Raw genomic sequence first — 14,247 nt, 5'->3', positions numbered from 1 at the left:
AGAACCCGCGAGAGCCATATCCAGACGGTCTGTAAGCCGGGTTCTGTCCACATCTTTAACGATGCTGGACGGCCATTCCTCTGGGACGGACCTTACAGCCCGCCTCAACGCGACCAACCCGGGCGGCGGGTCGAAAACACCCCCGCGTTCATGCCTTGCGGGCACAACGCCGGCCGCCCCTATTCGGTCTTGCTCCCGGTGGGGTTTACCCTGCCCTCTCTGTCACCAGCGAGGCGGTGCGCTCTTACCGCACCGTTTCACCCTTACCCCGGACAAGCCGCGGCGGTTTGTTTTCTGTGGCACTGTCCCTGGGGTCGCCCCCGCCGGCTGTTAGCCGGCACCGTATTTCCGTGGAGCCCGGACTTTCCTCCAGCGAGTTTCCCCGCCAGCGGCCGTCCAACCGTCTGGATGTGCGCTCATAGCACCTTTTCACGCCGGCGCGTCAATCAGCGCCCGCACCGCCGCCGCGCGCGCCGCGGTCATCATATCCGCCTCGCCACTTAAATGCTCCGGCAAAAAATGCCGCTGAAACGCGATGATCACATCGCGCGCGGCAAAGCGCGTATCATAGCCGATCGCCGCCAGATCATCGAGCAAATCCCCCGGCGGCGCGAACCCATCGCTCCACAGCCCAACCCCCGCCGCCGCCAGCCCGCGCCAGTCAAACAATTCGCCAGGGTCCCATTTGCGGTCAGGCGCAATGTCGGAATGTCCCACCACATTGCGCGCCACAATCGCGGGCCAGCGGCCCAGCACCTCCAGGCACAGCGCCGTCACCGCCGCCATCTGCCGCGCGGGGAAGGCAACATAGCCAAACGCATGCCCCGGATTGACGATCTCGATACCAATCGAGGCATCGTTGAGCATACTCACCCCGCGCCAAAAACTCACCCCCGCATGCCAGGCGCGCTTCTCCTCGGCCACCAGGGCATAAACCGCCCCATCCTCATCCACCACATAATGCGCCGAAACCTTGGCCACCGGGTCGCGCAACCGCGCAATCGCCGCCTCGGCGGTCTGCATCCCGGTGTAATGCAACACCAGAAACGCAACCCCGCCCGGCCGCTCGTCAAAATTTGGCGAAGGTGCCGGAATCAAAGACGCTGGAATCAAATCTTCCGCTCGCGCTTGATGGTATCGTAGGCCGCGTTGATCCGCGCCACCCGGTCGGAGGCTTTCTTCACCATATCGGCGGGCACACCCTTGGCCGCCAGCGTGTCCGGATGGTTCTCGCGCATCAAATTCTTCCACCGCGCGCGTATCTCCTCTTTCGTGGCCTGCGGCTTCAACCCCAGCACGGCATAGGAATCCTCGGCCGGCGGCGGGGCCATCGCGCCGCCGCGCGCGGCACGCTGCGCCGCATCCATATCCAGCCCGAAACCATACGCCACGCGGGAGAGAAACTCCGCCTCCGCCCCGTTCACCGGCCCATCCGCCCGCGCGATCTGATACAACCCGGCCAGCACCTGCTCCAAAATCCCCCGGTTGTCAGAGAACGCCTGCCCGAGCTGCACCGCATAGGTCTCAAACCCGGCGGCCGACTCGCGCGCATTATCAAACAACCGCCCCACCTCGGCGACGCTGCCCTCCGGGATGGCAAAGCTGCGCCGGAACGCATCGATCTCCACCCGCCCCACCGGGCCGTCGCATTTCGCCAGCTTCGCCGCCAACACGGTGACGCCGACGGCAAAAATCTGGTCGCGCCGCCCCAGCATGGCAGCCGCCCGCGCGCTCTCAAAGGGCAACGGCCGCCCCGCGAAGCTGAATCCGTTCAAATTCCCCTCATCGGCGGCATGGCCCATCGCCGCGCCAAACAGCGCGCCCACCGGCCCGCCCATGGCGAAGCCCGCCATACCCCCGATAATCTTACCCCAAAACGCCATACACCCCACCTACCATACCCGCACCCTTGAACCCAACCCAACAATCATACATCAACCACCCCATCTCTCACGGCGGGAAGCATGACAGGCTGGCATTTCTGGGTCGATCGCGGCGGCACCTTCACCGATATTGTGGCGCGCGCCCCCTCCGGCCAGATCACCACTAAAAAACTCCTCTCCGAAAACCCTGGACACTACCAGGACGCCGCCCTGGCCGGCATCGCCGCCTGCCTCGGCCTGCCCCCTGGCGCGCCAATCCCGCCGGGCGCCATCACCCAGGTTAAAATGGGCACCACCGTCGCCACCAACGCGCTGCTGGAACGCAAGGGCGCGCCCACATTGCTACTGGTCAACCGCGGCTTCGCCGATCTGCTGCGCATCGGCAACCAGGCCCGCCCCCGCCTGTTCGACCTCGCGATACAACGCCCGGGCATGCTCTACACAATGGTTGCCGAGGTCTCCGCGCGCACCGGCGCGCACGGCACCATCATCGAACCGCTTGATGAGGCCGACGCCCTGCAAACCCTGCGCGCCGCCCGCGCCCAGGGTATCAACTCCGCCGCCATCGCCCTCATCCACGCCTGGAAATACCCCGCGCACGAGGCCCGCCTCGGCGAACTGGCAGCCCAGGCCGGTTTCACCAACATCTCCCTCTCGCATATCGCCAGCCCCTTGCTCCGCCTCGTCCCGCGCGGCGACACCACCATGGCCGACGCCTATCTCTCGCCCATTCTCAAACACTACGTCGCCCAGGTTTCCCATGGCTTAAACCATGCGCCCCTCTATTTCATGCAATCACACGGCGGCCTCGCCAGCGCGGAAAATTTTTCCGGCAAGGATGCGATCCTCTCCGGCCCCGCGGGCGGCATCACCGGCGCGGCGCGCACCGCCGCCCTGGCCGGGTTCCACCGCGTCATCGGGTTTGACATGGGCGGCACCAGCACCGACGCCGCCCTCTATGACAACGGCTTCGCCCACGCCTTCGAGACCGAGATCGCCGGCGTGCGCCTGCGCGCCCCCATGCTCGCCATCAACACCGTAGCCGCCGGCGGCGGCTCCATCCTCAGCTTCGACGGTGCGCGCCTGCAAGCCGGGCCGCAGAGTGCCGGCGCCAACCCCGGCCCCGCCGCCTACCGCAAGGGCGGCCCGCTCACCATCACCGACGCGAACATCCTGCTCGGCAAAATCCTTCCCCACCATTTCCCCGCCATCTTCGGCCCCAACGGCGATCAACCACTTGACGCCGCCATCGTGCGCGCAAAATTCACCGCCCTGGCGGAAAAAGTTTCCGCCGCCACAGGCAACCCCACGACCCCAGAAATCCTCGCCGAAGGCTTCATCCGCATCGCCGTCGCCAACATGGCCCACGCCATCCGCCAGATCACCGTGCAGCGCGGCATCAACCCGGCTGACTTCACCCTCGCCAGCTTCGGCGGCGCGGGCGGCCAGCATGCCTGCCTGGTGGCTGACGAGCTTGGCATGGACACCATCTTCATCCACCCCCTGGCCGGCGTCCTCTCCGCCTACGGCATCGGCCTCGCCGATTTTTCTCTGCTGCGCGACCAGGCCGTCGAACTCCCGTTCACGCCGGAAACCATTTCCGCCCTCGCCGCCACCGCCGCCACCCTGGCCGCCAGCGCCACCGCCGCCCTGCGCGCCCAAAACCCCGGCGCGCAAACCACCACAACCACCACCATCCTGCTGCGCTACGCGGGCACCGACACGGCCCTGCCCATCGCGCTCACCACCCACGCGCAAATGGCCGGACAGTTCGCCGCCGCCCATCAGCGCCTCTTTGGTTTCACCACCCCGGAGAAACCCCTCATCGCCGAAACCGTGGTGGTTGAAGCCAAGGCCCCCGGCGAGCGCATCGAGGAGCCGGAAATCCCCCCGGCCCCCTTGCCTGCCCCGCTGGAGGCCGCCGCCATATTCACCGGCGGCAGCCCGCGCGCCGCCCCGGTGTATGATCGCGCATCCCTGGGCGCTGAGAGCATCATCACCGGCCCCGCCATATTGCGCGAGCAAAACGCCACCACCGTCATCGAACCCGGCTGGAGCGCCACCATCACCGCGCAAAACCACTGCATCCTGCGCCGCACCACCCCGCGCGCGGCCACCCTCATCGCCGACCCCTCCCGGCCAGACCCCGTCCTGCTCGAACTCTTCAACAACCTCTTCATGGCCATCGCCGAACAGGCGGGCACCGTGCTGCGCAACACCGCGCAGAGCGTGAACATCAAGGAGCGGCTGGATTTCTCCTGCGCCATATTTGATTCATCCGGCGGGCTTGTGGCCAATGCTCCCCACGTTCCCGTCCACCTCGGCGCCATGGGCGCTTCCGTCCGCCACGTTATTGCGCGCCGCGGCCCCACCTTGCGCCCCGGCGATTGCGTGGCACTGAACAATCCCTACGCCGGCGGCACGCACCTGCCCGATATCACCTTAATCACCCCGGTCTTCGACGACGCGGGAACAAAAATCCGCTTCTTCACCGCCTGCCGCGGCCACCATGCCGACATCGGCGGCCTCACCCCCGGCTCCACACCTCCCTTTTCGCACACGCTGGAGGAAGAAGGCGCCGTCATCGATAATTTTCTCCTCCTCTCTGGCGGGCAGTTTCATGAGGCCGAATTCCGCGCCCTGCTCGCCGCCGCGCGCTACCCCGCCCGCAACCCGGACCAGAACATCGCCGACATCAAAGCCCAGATCGCCGCCAACGCCACCGCCGCCAGCGCCCTCGCGGCCGTCATCGCCCGCTACGGCTGGGAGGTGGTGGATGCCTATATGCGCCATGTCATGAACAACGCCGAAGCGGCCATCCGCCAGGTCATCGCCAAACTCCGCGACGCTGATTTCACCTACACGATGGACAGCGGCGCCCCGCTGCGGGTCAAAATCACCATCGCGCGCGCAACCTCCAGCGCCACCATTGATTTCACCGGCACCGGCCCGGCCGATCACGGCAATTTCAACGCCCCGCCCGCCATCACCACCGCCTGCGTGCTCTATGCCTTCCGCTGCCTCACCGGCGCCGGCATCCCCCTCAACGAAGGCTGCCTCAAGCCGCTTACCATCATCATCCCCGAAAACACCTTCCTCTCCCCCCCGCCCGGCCACGCCGTGGTGGCCGGCAACACCGAGGTCTCCCAGGCCCTCGCCAGCGCCCTGCTCGGCGCGATGGACGCCTGCGCCAGCGCCCAGGGCACCATGAACAACTTCCTGTTCGGCGACGCCAAACTCCAGTATTATGAAACAATCTGCGGCGGCTCTGGCGCCGGGCCCACATTTCATGGCACCTCTGCCGTCCATACGCATATGACCAACACCCGCATCACTGACCCCGAAATCCTGGAGCTGCGCTATCCTGTCCGAGTCGAAGAGTTTTCCATCCGCCAGGGCTCCGGCGGCCCCGGCACCCATGCGGGCGGCGATGGCTGCGTGCGCAAAATCCGCTTCCTGGAACCCATGACCGCCACCATCCTCGCCTCCCGGCGCACCATCGCCCCCTTTGGCCTGCACGGCGGCGGCGCGGGCGCGCGCGGTGAACAATATATTGAACGCGCCGATGGCACCCTGGAACACCTGCCCGGCTGCGCCCAGGCCCAGCTTGGCGCGGGTGACGCCTTCGTCATCAAAACCCCCGGCGGCGGCGGCTATAACCTCCCGTGAACAAAAACCGCCTCTGGCTCATCCCGCTTGGCCTCATCGCCGCCGCCGCCGCCGCCGTGCTGGCGCTGCCCGGTTTCGTCGCCTCCAGCGCGCACCGCGCCCGCATTGAGCAACTGGCCTCCAGCCTCACCGGGCGGGATGTCCACATCACGGGCAAGCTCACCCTCAGCCTGCTGCCAGCGCCCGAGCTCAACGCCCAACAGATCACCATCACCGGGCCAGACAACGAGGTCATCACCGCCAAGGCCCTCACGCTGGACATCTCCCTGCCCGCCCTGCTGCACGGCCAGCTCAGCGCGCAGACCCTCACCCTGGAGAGCCCCACGATCGCCTTCCCCTGGCCCTTGCCCGGCGGCCCGAAATCCATCGCCCCGCCCGGCTGGCTCGCCGCCCTGCACGCGCAGATCCACCACGGCAACATCAGCCTCGGCGGCGCGCAATTCGCCAATGTTGACGCCGATCTCTTCACCGGCGCGAACGGCGCCGTCACCATCTCGGGCACCGGCAATCTGCAAGGCAACAATCTCAGCCTCACGGCCGCCCTGGGCGCCACCGCCCTCACCGGCGCCGCGCCGCTTTCGCTCACCGCCAACAGCGGCCCCCTCGCCCTCAACTTCTCCGGCAGCCTCGGCGGCGACAGCGCCTTGACCGGCCAGCTCAGCCTCGCGGCCCCCAACACCTCCGGCAGCGCCAGCCTCACCATCGCGGGCAGCACAGCCACCGCCGGCGCGCTGCACCTCACCATCGCCAAGGCCAGCGTCACCGGCAGCGCCACGCTCGATTTCTCGCAGCCCGCCCTCACCGCCACGCTGGACGCCCAGAACCTCGACCTCACGCCGCTGCGCGCCCTGCTGCCCGGCTGGCCGAGCCTGCCCATCGCGCTCGATCTCACCGCCAGCAACCTCACCTACAACGGCCAGAGTCTTCCCGCGCTCACCACCAGCCTCAACCTGTCAGCCGGCGGCCTGAACATACAATCCCTGCAGGCCACCCTGCCCGGCACCACCACACTCGCCACCAGCCTGAAAATCTCCGCCGCGGGCGCGCTCACTGGCCAGGCCAGCCTCAACAGCCCCGACCTCCCGGGCCTGCTCACCGCCTACGGCCTCACCCCGCCCCCCGCCTGGACCTCGGCGCAGCTCTCCACCAACCTCTCCGGCACCATCAGCCAGCTCACGCTCGCCAACCTCACCGGCAGCCTCGGCCCCAGCCACCTTACCGGCGGCCTCATCATCACCGGCCACCACGCCACCGGCGCCCTCAGTTTTGACCGTCTGGACCTCACCCCCCTGCTCTCCTGGCTTGGCCAGCGCCCCGGCAATTTCACCGCCGACGGCCAGATCACCGCCGCGCGCGCCAGCCTCGGCCCGGTTCCGCTCACGCATCTGCTGCTTGACGGCGCGCTGAACAACCAGCTCAACATCCGCCGCATCTCCGCCAATGTGCTGGGCGGCCTCGCCGCCGGCAGCGTCACGCTCGACGCCCAGAGCAATGTCACCGCCGCGCGCGGCTTCCTCTCGCTGCCCTCGGCGGCGCCGCTGGCCGCGCTGCTGCCGGCATCCTGGCCGCACCTGCCCGCCGCTTTGGTGCAACCCCGCCTCAGCCTCACCCTGGCCGCCCGCGGCCCCGCCAGCGCCCTGGCCGCCAGCGCGCTCGCCGTGCTGGGTCCCTTCACGCTCACCGCCACCCCGGTCATCAACCTGACGCAGCCAAGCGCCACCGGCGCCATTTCGCTGCAACACCCCAGCGCCATCGCCGCGCTGAATATTTTTGGCCTCTCGCAGGGCCTCGCCTATCCTGGCGCCGGGTCCATCTCGCTACGCGCCAATTTCATCGCCTCTCCAACAAGCTTCGGCCTGCCAAATTTCGTCCTCTCCCTCGGCGACCTCACCGCCAACGGCCAGCTGGTGAGCAACAAGGGCATCATCTCCGGCCAGATTGACTCCAGCACCCTCGCCCTGCCGCCCATTCCGGCGGGCTACACACTCCCATGGCAGGCTCTCGCCGCCGCGCAGGGCAAAATCGGCATCACCGCCAGCCGCGTCCTCTATGGCGGCAACCCCATCCTCGGCGCCACCAGCGCCAGCCTCACCTTCAGCCCCGGCAGCCGCCTCACCCTGGCCCTGCCCCAGGCCAGCCTCGCGGGCGGCACGCTGGCGGGCAGCATCACCGCCACCGCCGCCGGCAACCAGCCCCCGGCACTCACCGCCCAGTTCACCGCCAGCCATATCGACCCCACGCAGCTCAACCTGCCGCTGGCCTTCCCCTACACACTCTCCGGAAATTTTGACGCTTCAGCCGCGCTCACCGCCACGGGCTACGCGCCAAAAACCTGGGCCGCGACGCTCGGCGGCACCGCCAGCCTCAACGCCAGCAACGGCCAGCTCCAAGGCTTCTCTCTCGCCGCGCTGGCCCAGGCCCTGCATGCGCCAGACCGCGCCAAGGCCCTGCGCGCCGCACTGGCCAGCGGCAACACCGGCTTCACCACCCTGGCTCTCTCGGGCACATTCGGCCACGGCAACTGCACTTTAAACAGCGCCAGCCTCACCGGCCCCTCAGGCAGCGCCAGCGCCACCGGCAGCATCGACATTTTTGACCACAGCCTCGCCCTGCGCCTTGCCCTGCTCCCCAGCGTCACCCCGCCGCTCACCCTCAACACCGCGCTGCTCGGCAGCTGGGCAAAGCCCAACCAATACCCGCGCCTCAAACCCGCGCTGGACTGGGCACCACCGGCGCCAGAACCAGCCCCAGCCGCGCCGCCGCAATAACGCAGCCGGCCGTTTGTTGTGTTTCCGGCACGCACCCGCGCAAATTGGGGCGCAAGTGGGAAGCTAAAGCCGCTTGACCACAACGGGTACTCTAGAAAAACATCTTCACAAAAGCTCCATGTGAAGCAGCTGCTTATTGCACCCGCGCCTCTATCAACGCCAGCGCGCGGGCAAACGCCGCGTCGGCATCCATCTCGGTGGTGTCGAACAAAATCGCATCCGCCGCGGCCACCAGCGGCGCCGCCGCCCGCCTGGCATCCGCCTCGTCGCGCGCCGCCAGATCCTCGCGCACCGCCTCCAGCGAAACCTCATCGCCCTTGGCGCACAGTTCGGCATGCCGCCGCCCCGCCCGCGCCTCCAGGCTCGCCGTGACGAATAATTTCACATCCGCCTCGGGGAAAATAATCGTCCCGATATCGCGCCCGTCCAGCACCGCGCCGTTTTCATTGCCGAACTGCCGCTGAAACGCCAGCAGCGCCGCCCGCACCTCGGGGATTGACGCCACCTGGCTTGCCGCCTTGCTGGCCGCCGCATCGCGCAGATCGCCCCTGGCGAAATCCGCCGCCCGCAGCGCCTTGGCCGCCGCCGTTGCCGCCACCGGATCGGCCGGGTCGCCCCCCGCCTCCAGCACCAGCCGCCCCACCGCGCGGTAGAGCATCCCGGTATCGAGATACGGCAAGCCGAGCGCCGCCGCGATCCGGCGCGCCAGCGTGCCCTTGCCCGCCGCCGCCGGCCCGTCGATGGCGATGATCATGGCACCGAAATATCCGCGCCCAGCCGGCGCATCAGCGCCACGAATCCCGGAAACGAGGTGTCGATGAAGCTCGCATCGTCAATGCGCATCGGCTCGCGGGTGGCCTGGCCGAACACCAGCGCGCTCATCGCCAGCCGGTGGTCCATATGGGTCTCCACCAGCCCGCCGCCCGCGGGCTGCGTGCTGCCATGGATGATCAGGTCATCCCCCTCGATCTCGACCCGCACGCCCCCGGCGCGCAACATGGCGGCCGTGGCGGCCAGCCGGTCGCTCTCCTTCACCCGCAGCTCCGAGAGGCCCCGCAACCGCGACACCCCGCGCGCGCAGGCGCAGGCCACGGCCAGCACCGGGTATTCGTCGATCATGCTCGGCGCCCGCCCGGCCGGGACATCCACCGCCACCAGCGCGGTATGCTCGACATGAATATCGCCAACATTCTCGCCGCCCTGAATCCGGAAATCACGGATCTCCAGCTCCGCGCCCATCTCGCGCAAAGTGTCAAACAGCCCGGTGCGCAGCGGGTTCAGCCCGACGCCGTTGATCACCAGCTTCGAGCCCGCCACCAGCAGCCCCGCCACCAGCGGAAACGCCGCCGAGGACGGATCGCCCGGCACCACCACATCGGCCGCGCGCAGCTCCGGCTGGCCGGTCAGGCGGATCATCCTGCCCCGCCCCGCCTGCGTCACCTTCACCTGCGCGCCGAAATGCGTGAGCATGTTCTCCGAATGGTCACGCGTCGGCTCGGGCTCCTCCACCTCGGTGATGCCCCGCGCGTTCAGCCCCGCCAGCAAAATCGCCGACTTCACCTGCGCCGAGGCCACAGGCAGCCGGTAGGTGATCGGCAGGGCATCCCGCGCGCCCTGGATGGTCAAGGGCAGCCGGTTGCCCTCGCGTGCCGTGAACACCGCTCCAGAGGCCTTGAGCGGCTCGATCACCCGCCCCATCGGCCGCTTGCGCAGGCTCGCATCGCCGGTCATCACGGAGGAAAAATCATGCGTCGCTAGAATCCCCGCCAGCAGGCGCGCCGCGGTGCCGGAATTGCCCATGTCCAGAACATCCTCGGGGGGCGTCAGCCCGCCGATTCCCCGGCCCGAGACCAGCCAGTCGCCGCCATCGCGGGTAATCTCGGCACCCAGGGCGCGCATGGCGGCGGCGGTGCGCAACACATCCTCGCCCTCCAGCAGGCCTGTTATGCGCGTCTGGCCAACCGCCAGAGCGCCGAACATCAAGGCCCGGTGGCTGATCGATTTGTCGCCGGGAACGGCGATTTCCCCGGCGAGGGGCGTTGATGGGCGGCGGGCGGCCAGTGGCCGTGCGGGTTGTGTCTCCATGCCGCGCCGCTTAGCATAAGGTAAGCCGTTTGACATAGCTGGCTGGGCATGGCATCGCGCCGCCCTTGTTGAAATCGCGTTCAGAGCAGAGGTTGGGCATGGCGAAACCGGAACTAGGATCAAAACATACCTGCGTGTCGTGCGGGGCTCGGTTTTTCGATCTCGGCAAGGAGCCGGCGGTCTGCCCGAAATGCGCGACCGAGCAGCCGGCCGAGCAGCCGCGCCTCAAGCGCGCCGCGCCGATGCCCGAGGAAGTGAAGAAAGTCGTCAAACCGGCGGCGGTCGACCCGGATGATGTGGATGTCGAGGTTGTCGATGACGGCGACGACGAGGACATTCTGGAAGATGACGATCTGGACGACGATGCCGACGTGCTCGACGCCGATATCGACGTGCAGCCGGAATCAGACGACACCGAACGCTAAATTCGTTTATGCGGCCACAAAAAACCTCCGGCTGGCGCCCAACGCGCTGACCGGAGGTTTTTTTATTTCAGGCGTGGTCCGGGGCGGGGCGCCTCACAGGAAGCGCCGCCGCCTGGGCCTGGGTTAAACGCTGGCCTGGGTTACAAACTTCGTCACCAGATAAGGCTCCAGCCCTTCGGCGCCGCCTTCCGAGCCGTAGCCGCTGTCCTTCATGCCGCCGAACGGCGTTTCAGGCAGCGCCAGGCCGTGGTGGTTGATGCCCACCATGCCGGACTCGATGCCAGCGCCGAGGCCCGCCGCCGTGGTGGCGGAGCGGGTGTAGGCGTAGGCCGCGAGACCGTAGGGCAGACGGTTGGCTTCGGCGATCGCGTCGTCAAAACTGCCGAAGGGCATGAACAGCGCCAGCGGGCCGAATGGCTCCTCGTGCAGCACGCGGGCATCGAGGGGGATATCGGTCACCACCGTCGGCTCGAAGAAATAGCCCTTGTTGCCTGAACGCTTGCCGCCGGTGGCGATTTTGGCACCCTTGCCCACGGCATCGGCGAGCAGCGACTCCATCGCCGCGACCCGGCGGTCATTGGCGAGCGGGCCCATGGTGGTGCCATCCTCCAGGCCGTTGCCGAGTTTGATGGCCTCGCATTTGGCGACGAATTTTTGCAGGAACGGCTGGTAGACCTCGTTCTGCACGATGAAGCGCGTGGGGGCCACGCAAACCTGCCCGGCGTTGCGGAACTTGTTGGCGGCGAGAATGGTGGCCGCCGCGTCGAGATCAGCGTCGTTGAAAATAATCGCCGGGGCGTGGCCGCCCAGCTCCATCGTCGCGCGCTTCATGTGCGCACCGGCCAGGGCGGCCAGATGCTTGCCCACGACGGTTGAGCCGGTGAAGGAAATTTTCTTCACCACCGGGTGGGGAATCAGATATTCGGAGATTTCCGCCGGGACGCCGAAGACAAGCTGGACCACGCCGGCGGGGGTTCCGGCATCAACAAAAGCGCGCACCAGTTCGGCGCAGCTCGCGGGAGTTTCCTCCGGCCCTTTCAGGATGAACGCGCAGCCTGCCGCCAGGGCGGCGGAGACCTTGCGCACGGCCTGGCTCATCGGGAAGTTCCACGGCGTGAACCCCGCGACAACGCCGACAGGCTCACGCAGCGAGAGCTGGTAGATGCCCGCCGCGCGCGCCGGGATGACGCGGCCATAGGCGCGCCGGCCTTCCTCGGCGAACCAGTCGATCACATCCGCCGAGCCGAGAATTTCCATCCGCGCCTCGGCCAGGGGCTTGCCCTGCTCCGCGGTCATGAGCCGGGCGATGGACTCGCTGCGCTCACGCACCAGATCGGCCGCCTTGCGCATGATCTTGCTGCGCTCATAGGCCGAGAGTTTCCGCCACACGGCAAAACCGGCGGCGGCGGATTCCAGTGCTTCGTCAAGGTCGGGAATGCCGGCATGGGCCAGCGTGCCGATGACCTCTTCCGTCGCGGGGTTGACGACACCAAGCGTGCGGCCACCATGGGCCGCGCGCCACTTGCCCGCGATATGCAGCAAAACGTCCTGATACATTATCTATACTTCCTCTAGCTCTCTTTGATGACTTTTCGCATGATATCGATCATCTGCGAAAGCTCGTCCGCCGTGGCGGCAAATGGCGGGGCGAGGACGATGGTGTCGCCCGCCGCGCGCAGCACCAGACCGGCCTCGAACGCCTTGCAGAGAATGTTGAAGCCCCGGTCGCCGGGCTTGCCTTTTGGCTCCAGCTCCACCGCGCTGAGCAGGCCGTAGCCGCGCGTGTCGGTGACGTAGGGCAGATCCTTGAACGCGCCGATCTGCTCCAGGAAGGCTGGGGCGAGATTGCGCACGCGGGCGAAGGTGTCTTCCTCGCGGAAGATTTTCAACGTCGCCAGGGCAGCCGCGCAGGCAACGGGGTGCCCGGAATAGGTGTAGCCATGGTAGAACTCGATGTTGTTCTCGGGCGCGGCATCGAGAATGGTCTGCTGGACCTCCTCGCGCACCGCGGTCGCCGCCATCGGGATGGAGCCGTTGGTGAGCGCCTTGGCCATGGTCATGATATCGGGCGTGACGCCAAAGGTCTGCGCCGCGAAATTCTGCCCGGTGCGGCCGAAGCCGGTGATGACTTCATCGAAGATCAGCAGGATGCCGTGCTTGGTGCAAATGTCGCGCAGGCGCTGCAGATAGCCCTTGGGCGGGACCAGGATGCCGGTGGAACCGGCGATCGGCTCGACGATGCAGGCGGCGATGGTGTCGGCGCCGTGGAGATCAACAAAACGCTGCAGATCATCCGCGAGGTTGGCGCCATGGGTGCCCTCGCCCATCTCGTACTGGTTTTCGGGGATTTTGGTGTGGCGCATGTGCAGCGCGCCAGGCAGGCCGAGGCCGAAGCTCTTGCGGTTGTTGACCATGCCGCCGACGGACCATCCGCCAAAGTTGACGCCATGGTAGCCGCGCTCACGGCCGACGATGCGCTGGCGCTGCCCCTCGCCGCGGACGCGGTGATATTGGATGGCGATTTTCAGCGCGGTTTCGACTGATTCGGAACCGGAGCCGGAGAAGATGACGCGGTTGAGGCCGGGGGGGAGCATTTCGGCCATCTCGGCGGCGAGACGGAAGGCCGCCGGGACGCCGTATTGAAACGGCGGGGCGTAATCCAGCTCCTGCATCTGCTGGGTGACGGCTTCGCGGATTTCGCGGCGGCCGTGGCCCAGCGGAATGCAGTAAAGACCGGATGAACCGTCAAAGATTTTGTCACCACGTGTATTATAATAATAGACACCTTCAGCGCCCGTGATCAGCCGGGGCTGCTCCAGAAACTGCCGGTTGGCGGTGAAAGGCATCCATTGGTGAACAAGCGGGACGTTACTTGGGGCGTGGGTGTCTGGCATGGTGCGGCTCCTCTGCGTTTTCTCTAGTTAACTATTTTAAACACCCAATACCAGAAAAATTTTTATGATGCACTATGATTTAGAGGCATGGCTTTGGTTGCGCGGCGGGCCTGGGGTAGAATTGCGGGCGGCAGATGCGGGAGAGCGGGTATGAACGATGCGATCGCCTATAAAATATTAACCGGCACGGAGTTCGCCGCGCTGAAGGCCGGGGTGTTTGATGGCGCGCCGGTGGATCAGGCGGATGGATATATCCACCTCTCCACCGCTGCCCAGGTGCGCGAGACAGTGGACCGGCATTTCGCCGGGCAGGATAATCTGGTGGCGGCGGCGGTGGATTTGGCGGCGCTGGGCGAGGCCGTGCGTTGGGAGGTCTCGCGCGGGGGGCAGAAATTTCCGCATCTCTACGGCCGGTTGAGCATCGCCGCGGTGGTGGCCCATGCACCGCTGGCGCGCGCGGCGGACGGCAGCGTAAAACTGCCCTGACGACACCATTTTTTCCTACACCATTTTTTCCTACACC

General features: G+C 67.0%; 10 protein-coding genes and 1 other RNA gene. 4 read left to right on the top strand and 7 right to left on the bottom strand.

Annotated features, from left to right (window positions below):
• Positions 1–16: 16 nt before the first annotated feature.
• From rnpB to QQJ84_RS05700, 3 genes are all read right to left on the bottom strand, one after another.
• An RNA gene (gene rnpB / locus QQJ84_RS05710) (RNase P RNA component class A) lies at positions 17–408 on the bottom strand.
• 21 nt (positions 409–429) lie between these two features.
• Positions 430–1,113, bottom strand: coding sequence for an N-acetylmuramoyl-L-alanine amidase (locus QQJ84_RS05705; protein ID WP_284257150.1), 684 nt, complete (start codon positions 1,111–1,113; stop codon positions 430–432).
• Complete coding sequence (locus tag QQJ84_RS05700; protein WP_284257149.1) at positions 1,110–1,883, bottom strand: TerB family tellurite resistance protein; 774 nt, start codon at positions 1,881–1,883, stop codon at positions 1,110–1,112. The genes QQJ84_RS05705 and QQJ84_RS05700 overlap by 4 nt, the downstream gene beginning before the upstream one ends.
• A gap of 81 nt (positions 1,884–1,964) precedes the next feature.
• Between QQJ84_RS05700 and QQJ84_RS05695 the strand changes: the two genes are divergently transcribed.
• Both QQJ84_RS05695 and QQJ84_RS05690 read left to right on the top strand, forming a co-directional pair.
• A complete protein-coding gene (locus QQJ84_RS05695; RefSeq protein WP_284257148.1) occupies positions 1,965–5,552 on the top strand; it encodes a hydantoinase B/oxoprolinase family protein in 3,588 nt (1,195 codons plus the stop codon).
• On the top strand, positions 5,549–8,320 hold the full coding sequence (locus QQJ84_RS05690; RefSeq protein ID WP_284257147.1) for an AsmA family protein: 2,772 nt from the start codon (positions 5,549–5,551) through the stop codon (positions 8,318–8,320). The genes QQJ84_RS05695 and QQJ84_RS05690 overlap by 4 nt, the downstream gene beginning before the upstream one ends.
• A gap of 133 nt (positions 8,321–8,453) precedes the next feature.
• Here QQJ84_RS05690 and QQJ84_RS05685 read toward each other — a convergent pair whose 3' ends face one another.
• Positions 8,454–9,074, bottom strand: coding sequence for a (d)CMP kinase (locus tag QQJ84_RS05685; protein WP_284257146.1), 621 nt, complete (start codon positions 9,072–9,074; stop codon positions 8,454–8,456).
• Complete coding sequence (aroA, locus tag QQJ84_RS05680) at positions 9,071–10,405, bottom strand: 3-phosphoshikimate 1-carboxyvinyltransferase (RefSeq protein WP_284257145.1); 1,335 nt, start codon at positions 10,403–10,405, stop codon at positions 9,071–9,073. The genes QQJ84_RS05685 and aroA overlap by 4 nt, the downstream gene beginning before the upstream one ends.
• 98 nt (positions 10,406–10,503) lie before the next feature.
• Here aroA and QQJ84_RS05675 point away from each other — a divergent pair, with 98 nt between their 5' ends.
• A complete protein-coding gene (locus QQJ84_RS05675) occupies positions 10,504–10,830 on the top strand; it encodes an FYDLN acid domain-containing protein (protein WP_284257143.1) in 327 nt (108 codons plus the stop codon).
• A 123-nt stretch (positions 10,831–10,953) separates the two neighbouring features.
• On the opposite strand, the gene QQJ84_RS05670 is transcribed toward QQJ84_RS05675, so the two are convergent.
• Complete coding sequence (locus tag QQJ84_RS05670; RefSeq protein WP_284257142.1) at positions 10,954–12,387, bottom strand: NAD-dependent succinate-semialdehyde dehydrogenase; 1,434 nt, start codon at positions 12,385–12,387, stop codon at positions 10,954–10,956.
• A gap of 14 nt (positions 12,388–12,401) precedes the next feature.
• Entirely contained in the window at positions 12,402–13,724 is a 1,323-nt protein-coding gene (locus QQJ84_RS05665; RefSeq protein WP_284257141.1) for an aspartate aminotransferase family protein, read from the bottom strand.
• Between the two features lie 150 nt (positions 13,725–13,874).
• Between QQJ84_RS05665 and QQJ84_RS05660 the strand changes: the two genes are divergently transcribed.
• Positions 13,875–14,210 carry a DUF952 domain-containing protein gene (locus QQJ84_RS05660; RefSeq protein ID WP_284257140.1) on the top strand — a complete coding sequence of 112 codons (336 nt, stop codon included), beginning with the start codon at positions 13,875–13,877 and terminating at the stop codon, positions 14,208–14,210.
• Positions 14,211–14,247 lie beyond the last annotated feature (37 nt).

This window comes from Acidocella aquatica (assembly GCF_030160635.1).
GTDB lineage: Bacteria > Pseudomonadota > Alphaproteobacteria > Acetobacterales > Acetobacteraceae > Acidocella > Acidocella aquatica.
The sequence above is the reverse complement of the archived record's forward strand: the minus strand, read 5'-3'. Positions and strand labels throughout refer to the sequence as shown.

Bases quoted from the DNA above. Each gene is read 5' to 3' on its own strand.
- QQJ84_RS05700 (WP_284257149.1), bottom strand. From the start codon at position 1,883: ATGGCGTTTTGGGGTAAGATTATCGGGGGTATGGCGGGCTTCGCCATG.
- QQJ84_RS05695 (WP_284257148.1), top strand. From the start codon at position 1,965: ATGACAGGCTGGCATTTCTGGGTCGATCGCGGCGGCACCTTCACCGAT.
- QQJ84_RS05685 (WP_284257146.1), bottom strand. From the start codon at position 9,074: ATGATCATCGCCATCGACGGGCCGGCGGCGGCGGGCAAGGGCACGCTG.
- aroA (WP_284257145.1), bottom strand. From the start codon at position 10,405: ATGGAGACACAACCCGCACGGCCACTGGCCGCCCGCCGCCCATCAACG.
- QQJ84_RS05675 (WP_284257143.1), top strand. From the start codon at position 10,504: ATGGCGAAACCGGAACTAGGATCAAAACATACCTGCGTGTCGTGCGGG.
- QQJ84_RS05670 (WP_284257142.1), bottom strand. From the start codon at position 12,387: ATGTATCAGGACGTTTTGCTGCATATCGCGGGCAAGTGGCGCGCGGCC.
- QQJ84_RS05665 (WP_284257141.1), bottom strand. From the start codon at position 13,724: ATGCCAGACACCCACGCCCCAAGTAACGTCCCGCTTGTTCACCAATGG.
- QQJ84_RS05660 (WP_284257140.1), top strand. From the start codon at position 13,875: ATGAACGATGCGATCGCCTATAAAATATTAACCGGCACGGAGTTCGCC.